Annotated in this window: 18 protein-coding genes; 15 read left to right on the plus strand and 3 right to left on the minus strand. The window is 39.9% G+C overall.

Going from position 1 to position 20,297, the window contains the following annotated elements; genetic code table 11:
- The first annotated feature begins 66 nt into the window (after positions 1–66).
- The 15 genes from araA to ESA94_RS02970 all read left to right on the plus strand — a co-directional run bounded on the left by araA (position 67) and on the right by ESA94_RS02970 (position 15,542).
- A complete protein-coding gene (gene araA / locus ESA94_RS02900; RefSeq protein ID WP_129129351.1) occupies positions 67–1,563 on the plus strand; it encodes an L-arabinose isomerase in 1,497 nt (498 codons plus the stop codon).
- Positions 1,564–1,583: 20 nt separating this feature from the next.
- Positions 1,584–3,308, plus strand: coding sequence for a sodium:solute symporter family transporter (locus ESA94_RS02905; protein ID WP_129129352.1), 1,725 nt, complete (start codon positions 1,584–1,586; stop codon positions 3,306–3,308).
- Positions 3,309–3,552: 244 nt separating this feature from the next.
- Positions 3,553–4,170: a hypothetical protein gene (locus ESA94_RS02910; RefSeq protein ID WP_129129353.1), complete on the plus strand. Its 618-nt coding sequence runs from the start codon at positions 3,553–3,555 to the stop codon at positions 4,168–4,170.
- A gap of 249 nt (positions 4,171–4,419) precedes the next feature.
- On the plus strand, positions 4,420–5,196 hold the full coding sequence (locus ESA94_RS02915; RefSeq protein ID WP_129129354.1) for a DUF4272 domain-containing protein: 777 nt from the start codon (positions 4,420–4,422) through the stop codon (positions 5,194–5,196).
- 492 nt (positions 5,197–5,688) lie between these two features.
- Positions 5,689–6,624 carry a hypothetical protein gene (locus tag ESA94_RS02920; protein WP_129129355.1) on the plus strand — a complete coding sequence of 312 codons (936 nt, stop codon included), beginning with the start codon at positions 5,689–5,691 and terminating at the stop codon, positions 6,622–6,624.
- A gap of 98 nt (positions 6,625–6,722) precedes the next feature.
- Positions 6,723–7,082, plus strand: a complete 360-nt coding sequence (locus ESA94_RS02925; RefSeq protein ID WP_129129356.1) for a hypothetical protein — start codon at positions 6,723–6,725, stop codon at positions 7,080–7,082.
- Positions 7,083–7,382: 300 nt separating this feature from the next.
- Positions 7,383–9,470 (plus strand): phosphate acetyltransferase, encoded by a 2,088-nt coding sequence (gene pta / locus ESA94_RS02930; protein WP_129129357.1) that lies wholly within the window; start codon positions 7,383–7,385, stop codon positions 9,468–9,470.
- 3 nt (positions 9,471–9,473) lie between these two features.
- The gene (locus ESA94_RS02935; protein ID WP_129129358.1) at positions 9,474–10,685 is read left to right on the plus strand and encodes an acetate/propionate family kinase; all 1,212 of its coding nucleotides are present in this window, start codon (positions 9,474–9,476) and stop codon (positions 10,683–10,685) included.
- Between the two features lie 162 nt (positions 10,686–10,847).
- Complete coding sequence (gene bla / locus ESA94_RS02940; protein WP_129129359.1) at positions 10,848–11,585, plus strand: BlaB/IND/MUS family subclass B1 metallo-beta-lactamase; 738 nt, start codon at positions 10,848–10,850, stop codon at positions 11,583–11,585.
- A gap of 60 nt (positions 11,586–11,645) precedes the next feature.
- Positions 11,646–12,236: a DUF6915 family protein gene (locus ESA94_RS02945; protein WP_129129360.1), complete on the plus strand. Its 591-nt coding sequence runs from the start codon at positions 11,646–11,648 to the stop codon at positions 12,234–12,236.
- Positions 12,220–12,705: a hypothetical protein gene (locus ESA94_RS02950; protein WP_129129361.1), complete on the plus strand. Its 486-nt coding sequence runs from the start codon at positions 12,220–12,222 to the stop codon at positions 12,703–12,705. The genes ESA94_RS02945 and ESA94_RS02950 overlap by 17 nt, the downstream gene beginning before the upstream one ends.
- A gap of 56 nt (positions 12,706–12,761) precedes the next feature.
- The gene (locus tag ESA94_RS02955; RefSeq protein WP_129129362.1) at positions 12,762–13,124 is read left to right on the plus strand and encodes a VOC family protein; all 363 of its coding nucleotides are present in this window, start codon (positions 12,762–12,764) and stop codon (positions 13,122–13,124) included.
- A gap of 1 nt (position 13,125) precedes the next feature.
- On the plus strand, positions 13,126–14,271 hold the full coding sequence (locus tag ESA94_RS02960) for a lactonase family protein (RefSeq protein WP_129129363.1): 1,146 nt from the start codon (positions 13,126–13,128) through the stop codon (positions 14,269–14,271).
- A 115-nt stretch (positions 14,272–14,386) separates the two neighbouring features.
- Positions 14,387–14,965 (plus strand): YdeI/OmpD-associated family protein, encoded by a 579-nt coding sequence (locus tag ESA94_RS02965; RefSeq protein WP_129129364.1) that lies wholly within the window; start codon positions 14,387–14,389, stop codon positions 14,963–14,965.
- Positions 14,966–14,975: 10 nt separating this feature from the next.
- Positions 14,976–15,542: a DUF4256 domain-containing protein gene (locus tag ESA94_RS02970; protein ID WP_129129365.1), complete on the plus strand. Its 567-nt coding sequence runs from the start codon at positions 14,976–14,978 to the stop codon at positions 15,540–15,542.
- Between the two features lie 11 nt (positions 15,543–15,553).
- On the opposite strand, the gene ESA94_RS02975 is transcribed toward ESA94_RS02970, so the two are convergent.
- Genes ESA94_RS02975 through ESA94_RS02985 form a run of 3 tightly spaced genes read right to left on the minus strand, consistent with a single transcriptional unit; the run spans position 15,554 to position 20,130 of the window.
- On the minus strand, positions 15,554–16,564 hold the full coding sequence (locus ESA94_RS02975) for an arabinan endo-1,5-alpha-L-arabinosidase (protein ID WP_129129366.1): 1,011 nt from the start codon (positions 16,562–16,564) through the stop codon (positions 15,554–15,556).
- A gap of 6 nt (positions 16,565–16,570) precedes the next feature.
- Positions 16,571–18,544 carry an alpha-L-arabinofuranosidase C-terminal domain-containing protein gene (locus ESA94_RS02980; protein WP_129129367.1) on the minus strand — a complete coding sequence of 658 codons (1,974 nt, stop codon included), beginning with the start codon at positions 18,542–18,544 and terminating at the stop codon, positions 16,571–16,573.
- A gap of 29 nt (positions 18,545–18,573) precedes the next feature.
- Entirely contained in the window at positions 18,574–20,130 is a 1,557-nt protein-coding gene (locus tag ESA94_RS02985) for an alpha-N-arabinofuranosidase (protein WP_129129368.1), read from the minus strand.
- Between the last annotated feature and the right edge of the window lie 167 nt (positions 20,131–20,297).

Here is a 20,297-nt window from a genome sequence, read left to right on the forward strand (position 1 = left end):
TATATTGAATAATTAAACAGCAAACAATAAAATATCTTGTGCCCCGCACAGGACAAAACCAGCAATATGAGTTTACCAAATTTAAAATCGTTCGAAGTGTGGTTTGTTACAGGCAGCCAGCACTTGTATGGTCCTGAAACCTTGAAACAGGTAGATGAACATTCAGCAAAAATTGCCGAGTCGTTTAATAAAGCAGCCGTTATTCCTGTGCAGGTAAAATTTAAACCCGTTGTAAAATCACCGGAAGAAATTTACAACATCTGTGCAGAAGCCAATGCAGCAAAAAACTGTATCGGTATCATTACATGGATGCATACCTTCTCTCCTGCTAAAATGTGGATCAATGGTTTAAAGATTTTACAAAAACCATTGCTGCATTTACATACACAGTTCAACCGTGATATTCCTTGGGGAACGATCGATATGGACTTTATGAACCTCAACCAATCTGCACATGGCGACCGTGAATTTGGTTTTATGATGAGCCGTATGCGTATTGAGCGCAAGGTTGTGGTTGGTCACTGGCAGGATAAAAAAGTGTTGCAACAGATCAACACATGGAGCCGTGCTGCTGCAGGTTGGTTTGATATGCAGAATGCAAAATTTGTACGCTTTGGCGATAACATGCGCCAGGTTGCAGTAACAGAAGGCGATAAAGTAGAAGCGCAAATGCAATTCGGTTACAGTGTAAACACACATGGTGTGGGCGACCTCGTAGCGGTATTGAATAAAGTAAAAGAAAAAGAAGTAGATGCGTTGGTTGATGAATACAACAAAGCCTACAAGCTTGCAGCTTCATTAAAAAAGAATGGCAAGAATCATCAAAGCCTGCGGGATGCAGCGAAGATTGAAATTGCTATCCGCAATTTTTTAGAAGAAGGCGACTTTAAAGGTTATACCGATACCTTCGAAGATCTGCATGGCTTGTTACAATTGCCCGGCATTGCAACACAACGTTTAATGGCCGATGGTTATGGCTTTGGTGGCGAAGGCGATTGGAAAACATCAGCCTTGGTGCGTGCATTAAAAGTAATGGGCAGTGGTTTGCCTGGTGGCAACTCGTTTATGGAAGATTATACGTACCACTTCGAACCAAACAACAATTTAGTGTTGGGTTCGCACATGCTGGAAATCTGTCCGTCAATTGCCAATGCAAAACCAAGCTGCGAAATTCATCCGTTGGGTATTGGTGGCAAAGCCGATCCTGTACGTTTGGTGTTTAACTCTGCTGCAGGTGCAGCATTGAATGCATCCATTGTTGATATGGGTAACCGTTTCCGTTTGCTGGTAAACGAAGTGGAAGCAGTTAAACCCAAACACGATCTGCCTAAACTGCCTGTTGCAAGAGTATTGTGGAAACCATTGCCCGATATGAATACGGCATGTGCAGCATGGATCTATGCAGGTGGTGCACACCATACAGCCTACAGTCAGAATCTTACAGCCGAACACATGGAAGATTTTGCAGCAATGGCCGGCATTGAATTAACGCTGATCAACAAAAACACAAATCTTTATGACTTTAAGAACCAGCTTCGCTGGAGTGAAGTATATTACAAATAAAACAACTTAAACCACAACACATGGGCTCATTAAAATCGATTGACCTTGTCGTATTCCTTGTCTACTTTGCAGTGGTAACGTTCTACGGCTACTGGATTTACCGCAAAAAGAAAAAGGAATCCGTTTCTGCTTCGCATGATTACTTTTTAGCCGAAGGTTCACTTACATGGTGGGCTATCGGTGCATCACTTATTGCATCCAACATTTCTGCCGAACAGTTTATCGGCATGAGTGGTAACGGTTACTTTGTAGGTATTGCTGTTGCCGCTTACGAATGGATCGCTGCATTGGCACTTATTATTATTGCTGTATGGTTCATGCCTGTATATCTTAAAAACAAGATCTACACCATGCCGCAGTTTTTAAAAACAAGGTATAACGAAACCGTATCACTCATCATGGCCATCTTCTGGCTGTTTTTGTACGTATTCGTAAACCTTACTTCTATTCTTTATCTCGGTGCTATTGCCATCAGTGGTTTAATTGGGCCAGAATATCTGCATGCTGTAATGATCGGCCTGGCCATCTTCTCCCTCATCATCACACTCGGTGGTATGAAGGTGATCGGTTATACCGACGTTATACAGGTAGCAGTACTCATCATTGGTGGTTTTGCAACCATCTATTTTGCATTAACCATTGTAGGTGAAAAATTCGGTGTTGGTCGAGATGCGATTGCAGGTTTTAAAACACTCATGCAACAGGCTCCGGATCATTTCAAAATGATTCTGCAAAAACCAACAGAAGCATCTTCTCAGTCTGAGATTGACAAATACCTGATCCTTCCCGGTATTGCGATGTACCTGGCCGGTCAGTGGATCGTAAACCTCAACTACTGGGGTTGTAACCAATACATCACACAACGTGCATTGGGTGCCGATTTAAATACTGCACGTAAAGGAATTTTGTTTGCAGGTTTTCTGAAGCTGATGATGCCGATTATTGTAATGCTGCCCGGTATTGCTGCTTTTGTGTTACACGAAAATGGCGGTCTCCAAAAGGAAATGCTGGATGCATCTGGTACCGTTAATCAAGATCAGGCATACTCGGCTATTTTGAGTTTCTTGCCAAACGGATTAAAAGGTTTATCAATTGCGGCACTTACTGCGGCAATTGTAGCATCGCTTGCTGGTAAACTAAACAGTATTGCTACAATCTATACGCTGGATATTCACATGAAATATTTCAGAAAGAAAACAAAAGAAACAGAGGGATCCGGTGCCGAAAAAAGTATGGTATGGATTGGCAAGGTGGTGGCGTTTACATCCATTGCCATTGCTGTAATTTTTGAATGGAACGATTTACTGGGTATTAACAGCAAAGGTGGTTTTACTTTTATTCAGGAATATACCGGCTTTATCAGCCCGGGTGTATTTGCCATGTTTATTCTTGGTATGTTCTGGAAACGTACAACCGGACAAGCTGCTGTGGTTGGTTTAATTACCGGCCTTGTAGTTATCCTGTTCTTTAAATTATTTGCAGTTAATATATTTGGTCACGAAACACTTTTATACACTGCATTTAAAAACAGTAAAGGAGCTTATGAAATTCCATTCTTGATTAACATGGGTTGGTCGTTCTTCTTTACCATGTTGGTAATGATCGGCATCAGCTTAGCCGGACCAAAAGTAAATCCGAAAGCATTTGCATTGGATAAGGAAATGTTTAAAGTAAGTCCGCAAATTTTAGCAATGATCGTGGTAACACTGCTCATTCTTGTGGCACTGTATGTGAAATTCTGGTAAGAAGTTTTATGTATAGATAGAAAAGCCGCTGCAAGTTTTGTGCAGCGGCTTTTTAGTTGGGAGAACTTAAGCCGTGTACAAATGTTTTTAAACGTTTGTACACGGCTTTAAGAAAAGTGGATTGTACCAATAACAATACAAAAAGTTGAACATTAACTTATTGACTATTAAAAACGTTTTCTAAATTAGTACTGCGTATAATAACATCAATATACGTGTTGTATGCTATGCTATTCGACATCGTATGCTAATCAAAATTGACAGACAAGAAGCAATTAATAAATTCCCAATTCTTCCGTTGCGACACTACGACAAGAAGAATGATGAGGAGATTTTTAACTCTCCCAAAGTTTTTGCGAACTACGTTTTGACACTTCCCTCAAAATCTTACAAAGGACATCAAAAGCTACTCGGGACACAGATTGCTTATTTAGTAAAAAACTTAGGCTATGACCGTTTAGTATTTCTGGGCGATATAGATATTCCTTGGCTTAAACGACTTGACACTTACGAAAGTTTTCAAGAAGCATTACAGTATTTAGTTGACAATAAAATCGGTAAGCGATTTAATGGTGCCTTGCAAGTTGACATAAATGAACTGCAAACCTTTATTAAATACCTTAGTTGGCTGGTACGGACAAACGGCATTGTTCAGTATGTTCACTTCACTGACCCAGAGCAAAATATCGTTGCTGACATTTGTCAATATGGAAATCTTCATATCTCGACAAAGAATAAGACAGCAGACACTCTATTTAAAGATATCGTTTCTAAAAGTGAGTTTACTTACTTGACAGACACAAATTGCACGAATAAATTTTCAAAAACCAATGCAATCAAAAGCAGGACAATTGTAGTGTAACAAAAGCACAGCAGGTAACATTGCATTTGTGTTATGTCGGCGGACAGATAACGCCACATCAACTTCAGCTGTCAATCATCTGTAGTTATCAGCTCGACGTTATAAATTGAGCAACAGAAGTAACAATGAACTTTAGTATTTTTAATCAGCATTTGTACCAAGCTGACGAATTTTAAATTCCGCCACAAACACAAATGCTTTAACGTTACCTGCAAGCATAGTGCGACACCTTACAAACTTTGAAGTAAAATGAGAGTTTTAAAAACGTTTCTGATAATGGGTATTTTGACAACACTTTTTGGTTGTGGACAGAACAATTCTAAAAATAACAAGACCGACAATTCAATAATAACAAAACCAGTTGAAAATATTTCAGCTACTAAAGAACAAATTGAACGGCGGGCAAAGTCTGAAGAAATTTGTAAATCTAAAAATGTCCCTGTTTACAAAAACCCCAACTCTTTATTTGTTGAGACAGACGAAAAGGTTAACATAAGAACACAAGATGAAGTTGTTGACAGGGCTTTGGCACTTTGCTATATTGGTTTAAAAAGCGAAGGGCTTGAACAAAAACATTTAGACCAAATGGACAAAGACTTTGGCATTTCAGAAAAGTTAAGTCCAACCGAAAAAGCCTATGCAATATCAAACCAACCGACAGAACAACAGAAAGTGGACGCAAATTGGAGATATGAAAGTTTACACGTTTTATTATGGGCATTAGGATACATTGACACATTAAGTTACCCAGACAAGATGTGTAATGTTGCTGACGATGTAAAAATAATTTACGAACTCAAAGAAGAAGGGTTCAGACAAAAAGCCAAATTGAGAAGCAAAAAGGAAATTCTTGACCAAGCAGACTTAATATTGCGACTTGACTGGGCTTGTGTAAGTGCAAGAGTAAAAAATGAAACAGCACCAGGTGGGCTTGATAAAAGTGTGGTTTTTGAAAGACATCATACTTTGAATTGGTTGATAAATTATATGAACCAATCTTGGGACGATGTAACAACAGACACATAGAAAATGCCAGCAGGCAACATCGTATTGGCAATGCTAATTGACACTCTCTAATGACTTCAACATTTAATTTACATAGGACAATTGCTTTTATATTTAACGCCATAATTATTGGGCTTATCATTTATTTTGTAATCAAGACCGACTCTGACAAATCCCCAATTATTTTCATGGTGTTTTATCCTGCTTTGACAATTTTGAATTTAATTATCGCTATTGTTTTGGGACTTTTAAAAGTGACACAAGCAAAAATTTATAAACAAATTATCATTGGACTGTTATTGCTATTTGTTCCTCTTGTAATTATAATTTCACAATATTGACAAAGGCTTTTTTTCTTATCGGTTGGTGTCCCACAAACCGAAATAACATCATAACAAAAAAGATGGTCGGTGATAACACCAACCAGTAAAACAATAATAGCTTTTTTGTTTGCTGGTTTTGATTATTGAATGTTGTTGTGTATAATAGAGTAAATATTGGATGATGATAAAAATGAAGCGTATCACCATTGCCATAGCTATCTTATTCTGCTCTCTTTCCTGTAATCATTCAACAGGATCAACATCAAATGACAATTCTTCCAAACCCAACAAGTCAATTGTTTATCACAACTACAATAACACTACTGTTGCCGGATTTTTTAAATCGTATGTTAGCAATCATATACCCGATTTTAAATTAATCAGCCACTCCATCTTTATTGACTTTTGCAAAACAAACAACCTAAACGCCAAAGACTCTCATAATATCAAACAATTCTTTACTATAGGTATCATACATAAACTATTTACTTCGAAAAGTCCAACCAATGGCTCAGTGGGAGACATTATTAATATCCCCTATTACTGGCATTGGATAAATCCAAACCCGAGATACAATATTTTTCTAGCCAGAAACAACATAAAACTGAATGACCTAAAAACCTTAAACGCCTATCCAAAATATGGTTCTTTTGCTGACATTGACCGAACACCTTATCTATTTTTAAGTGACCTGTTTGGCGATTACCCAAAATATAGAAGTACACTTTGTGATAGTTTTTCAACATTTGGATGGTGCAGCGAACGGGAAATGTCATTTATATACGTAATGGAAATGATGAACTTTAAAGGCAAGGTAGTTTCAGAAAATAATCACAGCTGGTCTGTACTTATGGTGCCGATGAAAGAATATTCAATGAGAGAAAAAACATTCAAAGTAAAAATTGACAATACATACGACGAAATCACTTGGAGTGAACTGACCCAAGCGGATTATTTACAATGGGAGCAATATTATGGAAATGTCCCTTTAGCCAACTGGTATAATTCACAAGCGCATTCGCAAAAAGAAAAATCAAGAATTGAAGCAATAAAAATTTCATCGTCAGCAATTAAACACATAGAGCAGTCAACTATTACATATCTTCAAAAAAGTATTATCAAATAAAGAAACGCCTCGGTTTCTATCTCCACGAACCGAAATAATTTACAAATTGTTCTGTAACTTTCAGAAACAATAAAAACCTCTGGTCAATCATTATTACTATGAATAAAACATTCGTTTTTCTCCTTATTATCATTTTATCAACAGCATGTAATTCAGAAACAATTGCAAAATTTGAAATTACAAATGCGAGCTCCGAAAACGTTGACAGTCTTTACATTCTTCCAGACAAATCGAAGAACAACTTTCTTCAAATGACACCCGGTTCAAAAGCATTGTATGAAATTGACATGACAGGCATTGCTAAAACAGACGGCTATTACCTGTTATCATTTAAATTAAAAGGCAAGCCCGTTGTCATGCCTTTTGGGTACTTTTCAAACGGCATCCCACAAGAAAGCGTTACAAGAATTTTTATTCACAGGGACACTGTAATAATAAACCCACTGTATAAAAACTAACGCCTTGGTTCCTCTTTCCACGAATCCAAATAATTTACAAATTGGCCCGTGATGGTACAAACCAAGGCTTCAGTAACTTACCCACCCCATCAGTTTACTGCTCTGCATCAGCAAAACGCCTCCTCTGCCCAACTAAAAACGATGTTTAAGGCTTTGCAGGTTTATGAAGCATGATAATAATCAGTTTTGCAAAGGTTGTATCCCATCTTTTCGTCCGTTGCGGGGCAATAAATTTGCTGCATAAAATAAATGTGCCCGTAAAAGGCGGTTTGTTAACTGTATTCAACTAATTTTTACTTTATGAATCGGTCGGTTTACATCATTACACCATCCAACCAAAGTGGAAAATCCATCATCAGTCTGGGGCTTATGCAAATGCTGCAACGCACTACCCCGAGAGTGGCTTTTTTTAAACCTGTGGTTGAAGACAAAGAAGAAAAAGACAATCATATTGATGCGGTGCTTTCGCATTTTAAAATTCCGATGGAATATGAAGATGCGTATGCATTTTCGAGAAGTGAGTTGAATGAACTCCGTAACCAGGGCCGCATTAATTATGTGTACGAAGAGATCATTGATAAATACAAGAAGCTGGAAGAACGGTTTGATTTTGTGCTGGTGGAAGGCAGCGATTTTAACGAAGAAACTTCTGTGTTTGAAGTTGACTTTAATGCATCGCTTGCAACATCGCTTGGTATGCCGGCGCTGCTTGTAATTAAAGACAACTTCGATACATGTGATGAACTGGTAGAACATGTGCAGTTACAACTGCATTCGTTCATTGCAAAAAACATCAAGATCATTGGTGTGTTTGTAAGCCGCTGTACCAAAGATTTAGCGAAGTCAGAAACAGCACTTAAAGCAAGATTGCCGAAAGAACTGGTTGTATCGCTGATTCCCGACAACGAAGAGTTAGGCCATCCCACCATGAAAGAAATTGCCGATGAATTAAAAGCCCATGTTTTGTTTGGTAATGATAAGATGGATGCGATTGCACGCAACTCCATTATTGGAGGAATGCAGCTCGCCAATTATCTCAACCGCATTTCGCCCGACTGTGTGGCAGTAATGCCCGGCGACAGATCGGATCTAGTGATTGGTACAATGCTGGCGAACATGTCGCCCAACTATCCACGTGTTGCAGGCCTGGTACTTACCGGTGGTTTTTTACCTGAACGTTCGGTGGTAAATCTGATGGATGGTTCGCAACATACATTGCCTGTTTTAGCAGTAAGCACAGGTACATTTGAAACTGCATCACGCATTGCCAACATTCAACCAAAGATCTATGCAGGCAACGAATACAAAATAAGATTGGCAATAGAAATTTTTGAATCGGCTGTTGGTACCGATGAGCTGAGCGAAAAGATCAACTCGGTAAAATCGGAAGCTATTACCCCGATTATGTTCCAGCATAATTTACTGGCAATTGCAAAAAAAGCACAAACACATATTGTATTACCCGAAAGTGAAGATGAACGTATTTTAAAAGCAGCATCCCGTCTTGCAAAAGATAAGATCGGTTACCTTACACTGTTAGGCAAACCGGATGAAGTGAAACAGAAAGTAAATGATCTTGGTTTGTATTGGGATGATGAACGCATTAAGATTGTTGACCCGATGAACAGTGTTAAGTATGAAGATTATTATACAACCCTGTACAACTTACGCAAGAGCAAGGGAATGGAGATTACTGTTGCCGCCGACTTAATGACCGACTCATCGTACTATGGAACAATGATGGTGTACAAAGGCGATGCAGACGGAATGGTTTCGGGTGCTGCACACACAACAGCGCATACCATTAAACCTGCATTGCAGTTTGTGAAAACAAGAGCAGGGTTCAATACGGTATCGTCTGTTTTCTTTATGCTGTTACCAGATAGAGTTGTGTTGTATGGTGATTGTGCCATTGTTCCCAACCCTACTGCAGAGCAGTTGGCAGAGATCGCCATTTCATCGGCCGATTCTGCAAAAACTTTTGGCATTGATACTCCAAGAGTAGCCATGCTCTCCTATTCATCGGGTTCATCGGGTACAGGTGAAGAAGTTGAGAAAGTACGTTCGGCAACAGCACTGGTAAAAGAACGTCGTCCGGATATTTTGGTGGAAGGTCCTATACAATACGATGCGGCTGTTGATCCTGTTGTTGGCCGTAGTAAAATGCCCGGCTCCGAAGTTGCAGGGCAAGCCAATGTGCTCATCTTCCCCGATCTCAACACGGGTAACAATACGTACAAAGCTGTACAGCGTGAAACAGGTGCGTTGGCTGTTGGCCCCATGTTGCAAGGGTTGAACAAACCCATTAACGATTTAAGCCGTGGTGCAACCATCGACGATATTTACAACACCGTAGTGATTACAGCTATTCAATCAACGAACAAATAAGTTATGCAGATATTAGTGATCAATGCCGGTAGCTCATCTATGAAATACCAGCTAATAGAAACAGATGATAAAACCGTTTTAGCCAAAGGACTTGCAGAACGCATTGGCATTGCAGGCAGCAGGGTGAAACATCAGTTTACAAAAAACGGAGCCTCCATTGAAAAAGTTGTTGAGCAGGATCTTCCAAATCATAACGTAGCTTTTGAAATTATTACACAGCTGCTTACCGATAAAGAAGATGCAGTAATTGCATCACCTGAAGCGATAACAGCAGTGGGTCATCGTATTGTACATGGTGGTGAAAAATTTTCGGAGACACAGGTAATTACTCCCGAAGTAAAAGAAACCATTCGTGCATTGATTCCGTTAGCGCCATTGCATAATCCTGCAAATCTTATTGGTGTGGAAGCTGCAGAAAAATTCTTCCCGAATGCTGTACAGGTTGCAGTATTCGATACGGCTTTTCATCAAACACTTCCCGAACATGCATTCCGTTATGCTATTCCTGAAAAATTTTATGCCGAAGAAAAGATACGGGTATATGGTTTTCACGGCACCAGTCATAAATATGTGTACAACGAAGCAAAGAAGTATTTAAAGAATGAAAAACTAAAAGCCATTACGATTCATCTCGGCAATGGCAGCAGTATGACGGCAATAGATGAGAACGGACATAGTATTGATACCAGTCTTGGGTTTGGACCTTTGTGCGGATTAATTATGGGCACACGAAGCGGCGACATTGATCCTTCGGTAATCTTTCACATGCTCGAGCAATTGAACATGCCTTTAGAAAAAATTAAAAATGTGTTAAACAAAGAAAGCGGCATGCTTGGGCTTGCAGGCAGCAGCGATGCACGTGATGTAGCTGCCCGGTATAATGAAGGTGATCCTAATGCTGCTCTTACATTTGAAATGTATGGCTATCGTATACGCAAATACATTGGAGCATACATGGCCGCACTCAATGGTGTGGATGCGTTGATCTTTACAGCCGGGCTGGGTGAAAACTCTATCCTTACACGCCGTTATGCCTGTAAGAACCTGGAAGGCTTAGGTATTGAACTGGATGAAGAACTGAATGTTGACAACAATCATGCTGATACTCCTGTGGAAATACAAACTCCATCTGGTAAAGTAAAAATATTGATCGTGCCAACCAATGAAGAATGGCAGATAGCAAAAGAGGTAGCAGAGTTGGTGGCGAAAGCCTGATGCTGTTAACTGATAGCAGATTAAAAGCAACTGTAACCGGTTGCTTTTTTGTTTAGCGAATGATTGCCAGAAAAACTTACAGACTCCTTAAAAAATCAATCTGTATTCTCCATCAGTACCAATAACTTTACATACGATCATCAACAAAAAGTCAGTTACAGTATGCGGATAATTATTTCAACTCTTGTATTTCTCTGTTCGTTAACCATTGCTGCAGCACAAGCAGAAGATGCTAAACTTAAGATCGCTCATTTAACGGAAAACTTCTACATCTATACAACCTACAACACCTACCAGGAAAGTAAAGTACCCGCAAACGGAATGTACCTTGTAACAAGCAATGGCGTGGTAATGTTTGATACGCCGTGGGATACAACGCAATTTCAGCCGTTGCTCGACAGCATACAAGTAAGGCACAACAAAAAAGTGATTATGTGTTTTGCTACACATTGGCATAGCGATAAAACTGCCGGACTGGAATATTACCGACAGCAGGGAATTAAAACCTACAGCACCGTTCTTACAGATGAACTAAGCAAAAAGAACAATAAAAAAAGAGCCGAGTTTTTAATGACAAAAGATACCGTTTTTCATGCAGGTGAATATTCTTTTGAAACCTTTTATCCCGGGCAAGGCCATACAGTTGACAATATTGTAATCTGGTTCAAAAAAGAAAAAATTCTTTTTGGCGGTTGTTTAATAAAAGGTGCAAGCGATGAGAATCTTGGTTTTCTTGGCGATGGTAATATAACCGAATACGAATCTACACTAAAGAGGGTTGAGAAAAAATACAGAAGCCCCCGGTTTATCATTGTTGCACACAGCGACTGGAATAACCTGAACTCATTGAAACATTCGATAATGATGGCGAAAGAGCTTAAGAAGAAAAAGAGCAATTAATCTACGGCACTTCGCAAAAAATATACATTAGCAGAACAACTCCAAAACAGGACTCTTAAAATGAATTACTGGAAACACAGTTTATTGTCAAAGAAAAAATTTGGTGGTACTCCGGAGGATTACCTGCACATCCACAAATTTTTAGACATCAGCAAATTATTTTATTTCGACATTAAACACAGAATTCTTTTACATAACACATATGGAATTGATCTTAGCATTGAAAAATTCGGGGAAACTGTAACTAATTCTGAAGGGCGAACAATTATGGTGAGGGATATTTCTGCCGAACATTGCAAAGAAGATTTGCTTGGTGTTGTACCAACTCTCAATAATTGGTTTAAATATGTTGACGACACTTTACTGTCGCTAATCAAACCGATTAACCCTGACGACAGCAAACTAAAAGAGTTTATTCTTCGACCGTTCATTATGTCTGGCTTAAAGTCTACGCTTATAATCACACACAGCAACTTTGGCATTTATCTTACTAAAGAAATACTGGGTATTGACTATGCATTGGAACTTGCAAATTATTTAGACCGCTCAGACATTAATGAATTACTGCAATACGTTAAATTGAAAGACAGATGGCAGTACTCACCCGATTTACAACAACTAAAACAAATTGACAATGGGTTTATTTCGTAATTTATTTAAAACTCTTTTTGGCACTTCGAACAATACAAAAAAAGAAACACCTGCTCCGCCGGTAATAGACTATATGGCTGCCTGGGAAAAAGAAAGGCAAGAAAGAATAACAGCTGCCGAACATAAACTCAAGGACTGGATATCTGCACAAGTAAAAGAAAAAGAGAATTTATCATTTACCTGGGAAAGCGGAAACGATGAAGCTTTTGTTACATTCAAAGATGCGAGCACAGAAGAAGAAGACAATTTTTTCGAACTGGAACAATACATGATTGACAAATTAGACATTCCTGATGCCGGCGAATTTGAAATGAATGGCAAAGGAAACATTTCCATTGAAAACAACCGGGTAGTAGTAAAATATAGTTCAACCATCAAAGCTCTTCTTGATTTTAATGAAGAAACCGAAGAAGAAATCTATAGTGAAGAAGAACAGGATAGCGGTGAAAAAACTCTTTTTGAATTATAATTCTTTACGAAAGAAACATCGGATTAAAACATAGATATTACCTTAAACAATCCACCATGCAGTTTTCAAAATTAGTTCCGAATATTTTTTATAAAGACATACGAACCGGTTTAAAACTTTTTGTCGATTGTCTTGAGTTTCAGATAAGTCATAACGAAATTGAAACACAAAACCCTTTTTGTGTGCTGAGAAAAGACGGACTTGGGGTTAATCTCTTTCAACATACGGCCTTGGCTGAAGAACACAACCCTGAGTTCCGGCTGGTAACCGATAACATTGAAGAAGTGTACGAATCAGTGAGTAAACGGTTTCCCGAATTTTTACATCCTAACTTATCAAAAGTTACGCTGCGTCCCTGGGGAGCAAAAGAGTTTGCGCTTACCGATGGACAGATCGGCATTATTATTCAACAATGGTAAAATGATACGCAGAATAACGATTGCTTTTATATGTACACTCCTGCTGCAAACAGCAGTTGCGCAAGTAAAGAACAAAACGCTTTTGTTTATCGGTTCGTTCACCGGCGGCAAACCCGATACAGGTATTTATGTGTATGAATTGAATACATCAACAGGTAAGCTTACACATCGGAGTACGGTTGAAAAAATTACCAACCCTTCCTACCTTACGGTTTCACCCAACGGTCGTTTTTTATACGCCTGCACCGATACTAAGTTGCCGCACAACGGAAGCATTACTGCTTTCAGCATCGACAGTATTAACGGCAAGCTCAGCTTTATCAATAAACAATCGAGCGGTGGTGAAAACCCTGTGTACATTACTGTACATAAAAACAACCGCTTTGTTGCAGCAGGAAACTATACTGGAGGAAGTGTAGTTGTACTTACTGCCAACAGTGATGGCAGCATCAATCCTTTCTCACAACTCATTCAATTTTCAGACAGCGGCATTAACAAAGTACGACAGGAAAAAGCACATATTCATTCAACTGTTTTTTCACCCGGAAACGACTTTTTATTTTTACCCGATCTTGGTGCTGACAAAATACGAGTGTTCCGATTTAATGCGAAGCATGTAAAACCACTGACGGCTTTTACCAACTATTTTGTTACCACAACTCCCGGTAGTGGCCCAAGACATTTTACATTTCATCCAAATGGGAAGTTCGCATACTGTATTGAAGAACTTGGCGGAACAGTTGCCGCTTATCGGTATCGTAACGGCAAACTTGATTCCATACAACGTATATTTTCTTATTCTAAAAAACTTGAAGCATATACAAGTGCCGATATTCATATTTCACCCGATGGACTTTTTCTGTATGCATCCAATCGTGGTACAGAAGAAAATACCATCTCCATTTTTTCAATTGATCAAACAAACGGAAAGCTTGCGTTAGTGGGCCATCAAAAAACCGATGGCGATCATCCAAGAAATTTCTGCATCGATCCAACAGGAAACTTTTTGCTTGTTGCCAATCAGTTTACAGGCAACGTTGTTGTTTTTAAGAGAGATGCTTTTACAGGACTGCTTACTAAAACAGGAACAGAACTAAACATACCGGGTGCCTCCTGCTTACAAATACGAACTTATAAAACCAGGTAGCTAAAACGATCTGCCCAACAATTGAAAGTCCTGCTTTCCATTCCTTAATCTTTACTACATTTATTCAACAGAACAGAATTGTTCGTTTTTACAAACCTTATTAACCAAGCATGTCATGAATCCAAAAGTTGATTTCTACTTTAATAAAGCCGGTAAATGGCAAAAAGAAACGGAAGCTTTAAGAAAAATAGCAATTGCCACAGGCTTAACCGAAGAATTGAAATGGGGTTGCCCTTGTTATGTAGAAGGTAAAAGCAATGTGGTGCTCATTCATGATTTTAAAGAGTATTGTGCGTTCTTATTTTTTAAAGGTGCATTATTGAAAGACCCCAAAAACATCCTTATACAGCAGAGTGAAAATGTACAAAGTGCAAGACAGGTTCGTTTTACTTCGGTAAATGAAATCAGCAAACTTGAACGCACGTTGAAGCAATACATTTTCGAAGCAATTGAAATAGAAAAAGCCGGTTTAAAAGTGGAGCTGAAGAAAACAAAAGAATATGCAGTGCCGGAAGAGTTTCAAACTGTACTCAAAAAAAATGCGGCTGTAAAAAAAGCTTTTGCGACTTTAACACCGGGCAGGCAACGGGGTTATCTCCTTCATTTTGCTGCGCCTAAACAATCAACAACAAGAGAAGCCCGCATTGAAAAATGTTTACCGCAAATACTTGCTGGAAAAGGCTTGAACGATTAATCTCCCAATCATGAAGAACAATAAAAAAACAATTGCAGCCAAAGAACGTGAAGCTTTACTAAGCACACTGCAAAAACGTTTTGAAAAAAACGGCAACCGGCACAAAGGCATTGCCTGGAACGATGTACAACAGAAACTGGATGCTTCTCCGGAAAAAATCTGGTCGCTCAACCAAATGGAACAAACAGGTGGCGAACCGGATGTTATTGGTTACGATAAAAAAACAGGCGAGTATCTTTTTTGCGATTGCTCGGCCGAAACACCGAAAGACCGCAGAAGTATTTGTTACGATCATGAAGCATTGGAAGCACGCAAAGAACACAAACCCGAAAACAGTGCAGTGCAAATGGCAGAAGATATGGGTGTTGAACTATTGAACGAAGAACAATACCGGGCATTGCAGCAACTTGGTGAATTCGATCTCAAAACATCAAGCTGGATCGTTACGCCTGCTCCTATCCGTAAACTGGGCGGTGCTTTGTTTGCCGACAGACGATATGATCATGTATTTGTTTACCACAATGGGGCACAATCGTATTATGCAGCAAGAGGGTTCAGGGGAATGCTAAGGGTGTGATGATTTGTTATTTAATTCTTCTTCACATACGGCCAACCTTCCGCATCCCACAACAATTCATCAATGCGTAATTTGGAACGGCCTTTATCTTCCGCATCATAACCATGATAAATGATGTAATCCTTTCCTTCGAATGTATAAGCAGCATTATGTCCGGCACCAAACCATTTCTTACCATCACCTTCAATAATGAGTGAACCACCGTTCAGTTCCATTGGCTTGCCTGTCTTATCGGTATACGGACCGCTTACGGTTTTACTTCGGCCCACTACTACTTTGTAATTACTCTTTTCGCCCTGGCAACAATAATCCCAGGAAGCAAAAAGATAATAGTAGCCGTTCTTCTGAAAAATGAATGGCGCTTCAATAGCTCCGTTTCCTGCAGCTGTATCGGATGAAGCTGCACGTGGCCTTGCTGCAATCGTACGCCATTGCTGCGGCTCTGCAATGCTGATAAGATCGTTGTTGAGCTTTACCAATTTTAATCCACCCCAGAACGAACCAAAGCTTAACCATGCTTCCTTCTTTTCATCCAGTACAAGATTGGGATCAATCGCATTCCAGTTATCTCTGCCGGGAACAGAATGCAACAACTTGCCTTTATCTTCCCATTTAAAATCGGGTGAAGCGGGATCGAGTGTTTTGTTTACTGCTACGCCAATGCAGCTTGTATTTTTTCCAAATGCCGATACGGAATAGTAGAGATAATACATACCGTTATGATAACTGATATCGGGAGCCCATGTATGTCCACGATAGCCGGGCACTGCAGCAACAGCCCATTCGGGAGCAGTTGCAAAAACCGGCTTTTCTCTTTTCCAGTTTTGCAGATCGGTTGAAGAGAAAACAGAAATGCCAAAACCTGTGCAGAACAAATAGAATGTATTTCCCTCTTTGATCATTACCGGATCGTGTACCGGTGTTTGAGCAGTAGTAGTAACAGTACCAACAGACGATTGCCGCTGTTGTGCATGCACAACAGCGGCAATCGTTAAAGCAAGAAGAAACAGACTCTTCTTCATAAATAATTATTGCAGTTTAATACGCAACACACTAAACGAATAAGGCGCTGCTGTATAATCAAATTTCTTTCCGTTGATAGTGATCATGCTTTCAACCGGTGCTACCTGTTGCGGAGCAGCAATAGAATTCAATGCAGTAAGATCGTTCTGTTGCATCAACTGCAGCTTTGCAGTCTTTGCGATCTTCTTCGCACCTTCTACACTGATGGTTTGTATCTGTTGTTTGTTGGATGCGTTAACAATCTTCACCACAAGCTCATTGGTTGCTTTATCCAATACTGCCGATGCATACAAACTGTCTTGTCCTGCAACTGCTTCGTTGTTGAATGTAAGCGGAAGCACTTGAGTTCCTTTATTGAGTGAGAATAATTTCTGCACATAATAATCGGGAGTGCCGTACACATTAAGATTGTTTACCCAGATAAGATCGGGAGCCCACTGCCAGCCGTCAACATGCGCAAACAAAGGCGCATAAGAAGCCATCTGTACAACTTCTGCATTGCGTTCCAGGCCAGTCATAAATGCCGCAATGCTGATGCCCGCCAACCAGGTGTTGCGTTTATCGCCATTGGTTCTGTCTACATGCGATGCATATTCACCCGCAAATACTTTTGAACCTGTTCTTGTATAATTATCGTAACGTTTTACATTACTGAAAAACCATTCAGGCTTTCGGTAATAATGTTCATCAACAAACTCCACATTCATTTTACGCAGTTCTGTATTCAGCAGATCGTAACGTGCACCATCCGGATCGGTACCGGAGCTGGTAATTAATTTGAACGTTGGATATTTGGCTTTGATGGCTGTTTGAAAAATTTTCAAACGTTCCAGGTATTGCGGTCCCCAGTTTTCGTTACCAATGCCCATCATTTTTAAATTGAAAGGAGCAGGATGTCCCATTTCTGCACGCTTCTTACCCCAGGTACTTGTAACATCGCCGTTTGCAAATTCAATCAAGTCCAATGCATCCTGTACATACGGATCGAGTTGATCTAACGGAACAAGTTCTGCAGTGTTGAACTGACAAGCCATACCACAGTTAAGAATGGGCAATGCTTCTGCACCAATATCTTCACACAGCTGAAAGTATTCAAAGAAACCTAAACCAAAGGTTTGAAAATAATCAGGCGCTGCACGATGTGGAAATTCTACGTTCCAACGATTCATGATGAGCTGACGTTCCTCAATTGGCCCGATTGTTTTTTTCCATTGATAACGGTTTGCCAGATCAATACCTTCTACAATACAACCGCCGGGAAAACGTACAAAGCCTGGCTTCATATCAGCAAGCATCTGTATCATATCAGCCCGCATACCACCGGGACGTTTCTTCCAGGTATCTTCCGGAAACAAAGAAATCATATCGAGATCAACTGTACCTGTTCCTTCAAACCAAAAACGGCACTGCCCTTTTTGTGCGGTATCTTTCGATTGAAAACTTTGTGCGGCTTTACTCCAGGAGCTACCTGTTGCAGCAAGGTTTACAACGCTGTTACCGATCACTTCATTTTTTGCATTGAGTAATTCAACATGCAGTTTAAGATTGTTTGCAGTTGTACGATACATTACTGAAAAATCGTAACGCAGATCTTTTTTTAAACCCATTCCACGAAAACCTTCATTGGTTAAATTCAAGGAAGTTTGTGAAGCATTGTTTAGCTGCACACGCAAAAAACGTGGATTCGCAGCATTGTTGCCCTGCCTGTTCTGCACCGTAACAGCACCTTCTGTATACGGACGCTGTTCTACTTTCCATCCCATCAATGGCCGTGCAAATTCAAACGAACGGTTCTTGATGAGCTCGGCATAAATACCACCATCGGCACCAAGATTAATATCTTCAAAAAAAACACCCCACATGGTTGACTGTACTTCTGCAACGGGTGTATTGGCTTTTACAACAAATGTTTTTTTGTCCTGCGCAGTTGCAGTTAACAAAGCAGCAGCAGCAACTATCGATAAAAAAGAACGTTTCATATTTATAGTAAGCTTGTTTTCGTTACTGATTATTTTACGGCAAGTACCACTACACTGCAGGGAGGCAATGTTACTTCCAGTGTTGAACCGTTTAATCTGGCTCCTTTAAATTCTACCGGTTGAATTTTATTCGGCTCATCAAATGAATTGTAATCCTGTACTTTTTTAGAAGTAAGTACACGGCCCGATACTGTTTTAAATGTACCGCCACGCAAATCAATTGTAATCGATTGAGGTTTGTTCGCATCAATGTTCACCAATGAAATGTTGGTTACACCTGCTGCATTCTTTGAAGCCGAACCTGAAACGGCAGGCAGCCTGTCGTTACCCAACGTGTAATTTGTTGTTGTTAGTTGTAATGGTAACATGGTAGCATCCTGATGTACATTGTACATTTCCATTACATGATAGGTAGGCGTAAGAATCATTTTTTCTTTATTGGTAAGCACCACCGATTGCAACACATTTACCGCCTGTGCAAGATTCGCCATGCGTACACGATCGGCATGATTGTTAAAGATGTTAAGCGTAACACCTGCGATCATTGCATCACGAACAGTGTTTTGTTGATAAAGAAATCCGGGATTGGTACCTGGCTCTACATCATACCATCCACCCCACTCATCAACAACCAATGCAACACGTTTTGCAGGATCGTATTTATCCATAATGGTGCTGTGGCGTGTAACCAGCTCTTCCATATGCAAAGCAGAACGCATGGTAGCGAAATACTGTTGCTCGGTAAAATCTCTTGCCGGCCCTTTTTGTTCCCAACGGATAACCGAGTAGTGATGCAACGCAATGCCTTCCATTAATGATGAAGGAATTTCACGCATCAACACTTCTGTCCAGTTATAATCGCCACCGTTTGCACCAGATGCAACACGAAACATTTTAACACCGTTACTTGAACCTGCTGCATACGTTGAATACTGACGGAACAGATTGGCATAAAACTCCGGCTTCATGTTACCACCGCAACCCCACGCTTCGTTACCAATACCCCAGATGCTTACATTCCACGGATCTTTACGTCCGTTCTGCACACGCCATGTACTCATGGGGCTCGATGTTCCCGGATTATTTACATATTGCACCCAATCAATCAACTCCTGTACAGTACCACTGCCCACATTACCGGCGAGATAAGGTTGTGCACCCATCAGTTCGCACATATTTAAAAAGTCGTGTGTACCAAAGCTGTTATCTTCTGTTACACCGCCCCACCAAACATTTACCAACGACGGACGTTTATCCTTCGGACCTACACCATCTTTCCAATGATACGTATCGGCAAAACAACCACCGGGCCAACGCAGGTTCGGCACTTTTAATTTTTTTAATGCCGCAATAATATCATTGCGTACACCAGCTGTATTGGGAATTACTTTGTTGGTATCGCCCACATAAAAACCATTGTAAATACAATTACCCAAATGTTCGGCAAAATGACCGTAAATGTTTTTGTTGATAACATGTTTACCGGCATCGGCATTAAGAATGGCTTTGTTCTCTTGTGCTACGATGGGTTGTGCAGCAACAACAGCTGCAAGCAATAAAGCGGAAAAACTTTTTTTCAGTAACATGGTTTGTTGTTATGGTTACAATTAAATGAATGTGTACACAACATAGCATTGCATACAGCAAAAGCATTTCCCTTATGAATAACAGATGAGCATGCGGCCGGTTGATGCTCAGCAAAGCATACGGCCAGAGAAGAATAACTAAAATCAAACGGCATCATCAGCAATCG

Source organism: Lacibacter luteus (assembly GCF_004118265.1).
Taxonomy (GTDB): Bacteria; Bacteroidota; Bacteroidia; order Chitinophagales; family Chitinophagaceae; genus Lacibacter; species Lacibacter luteus.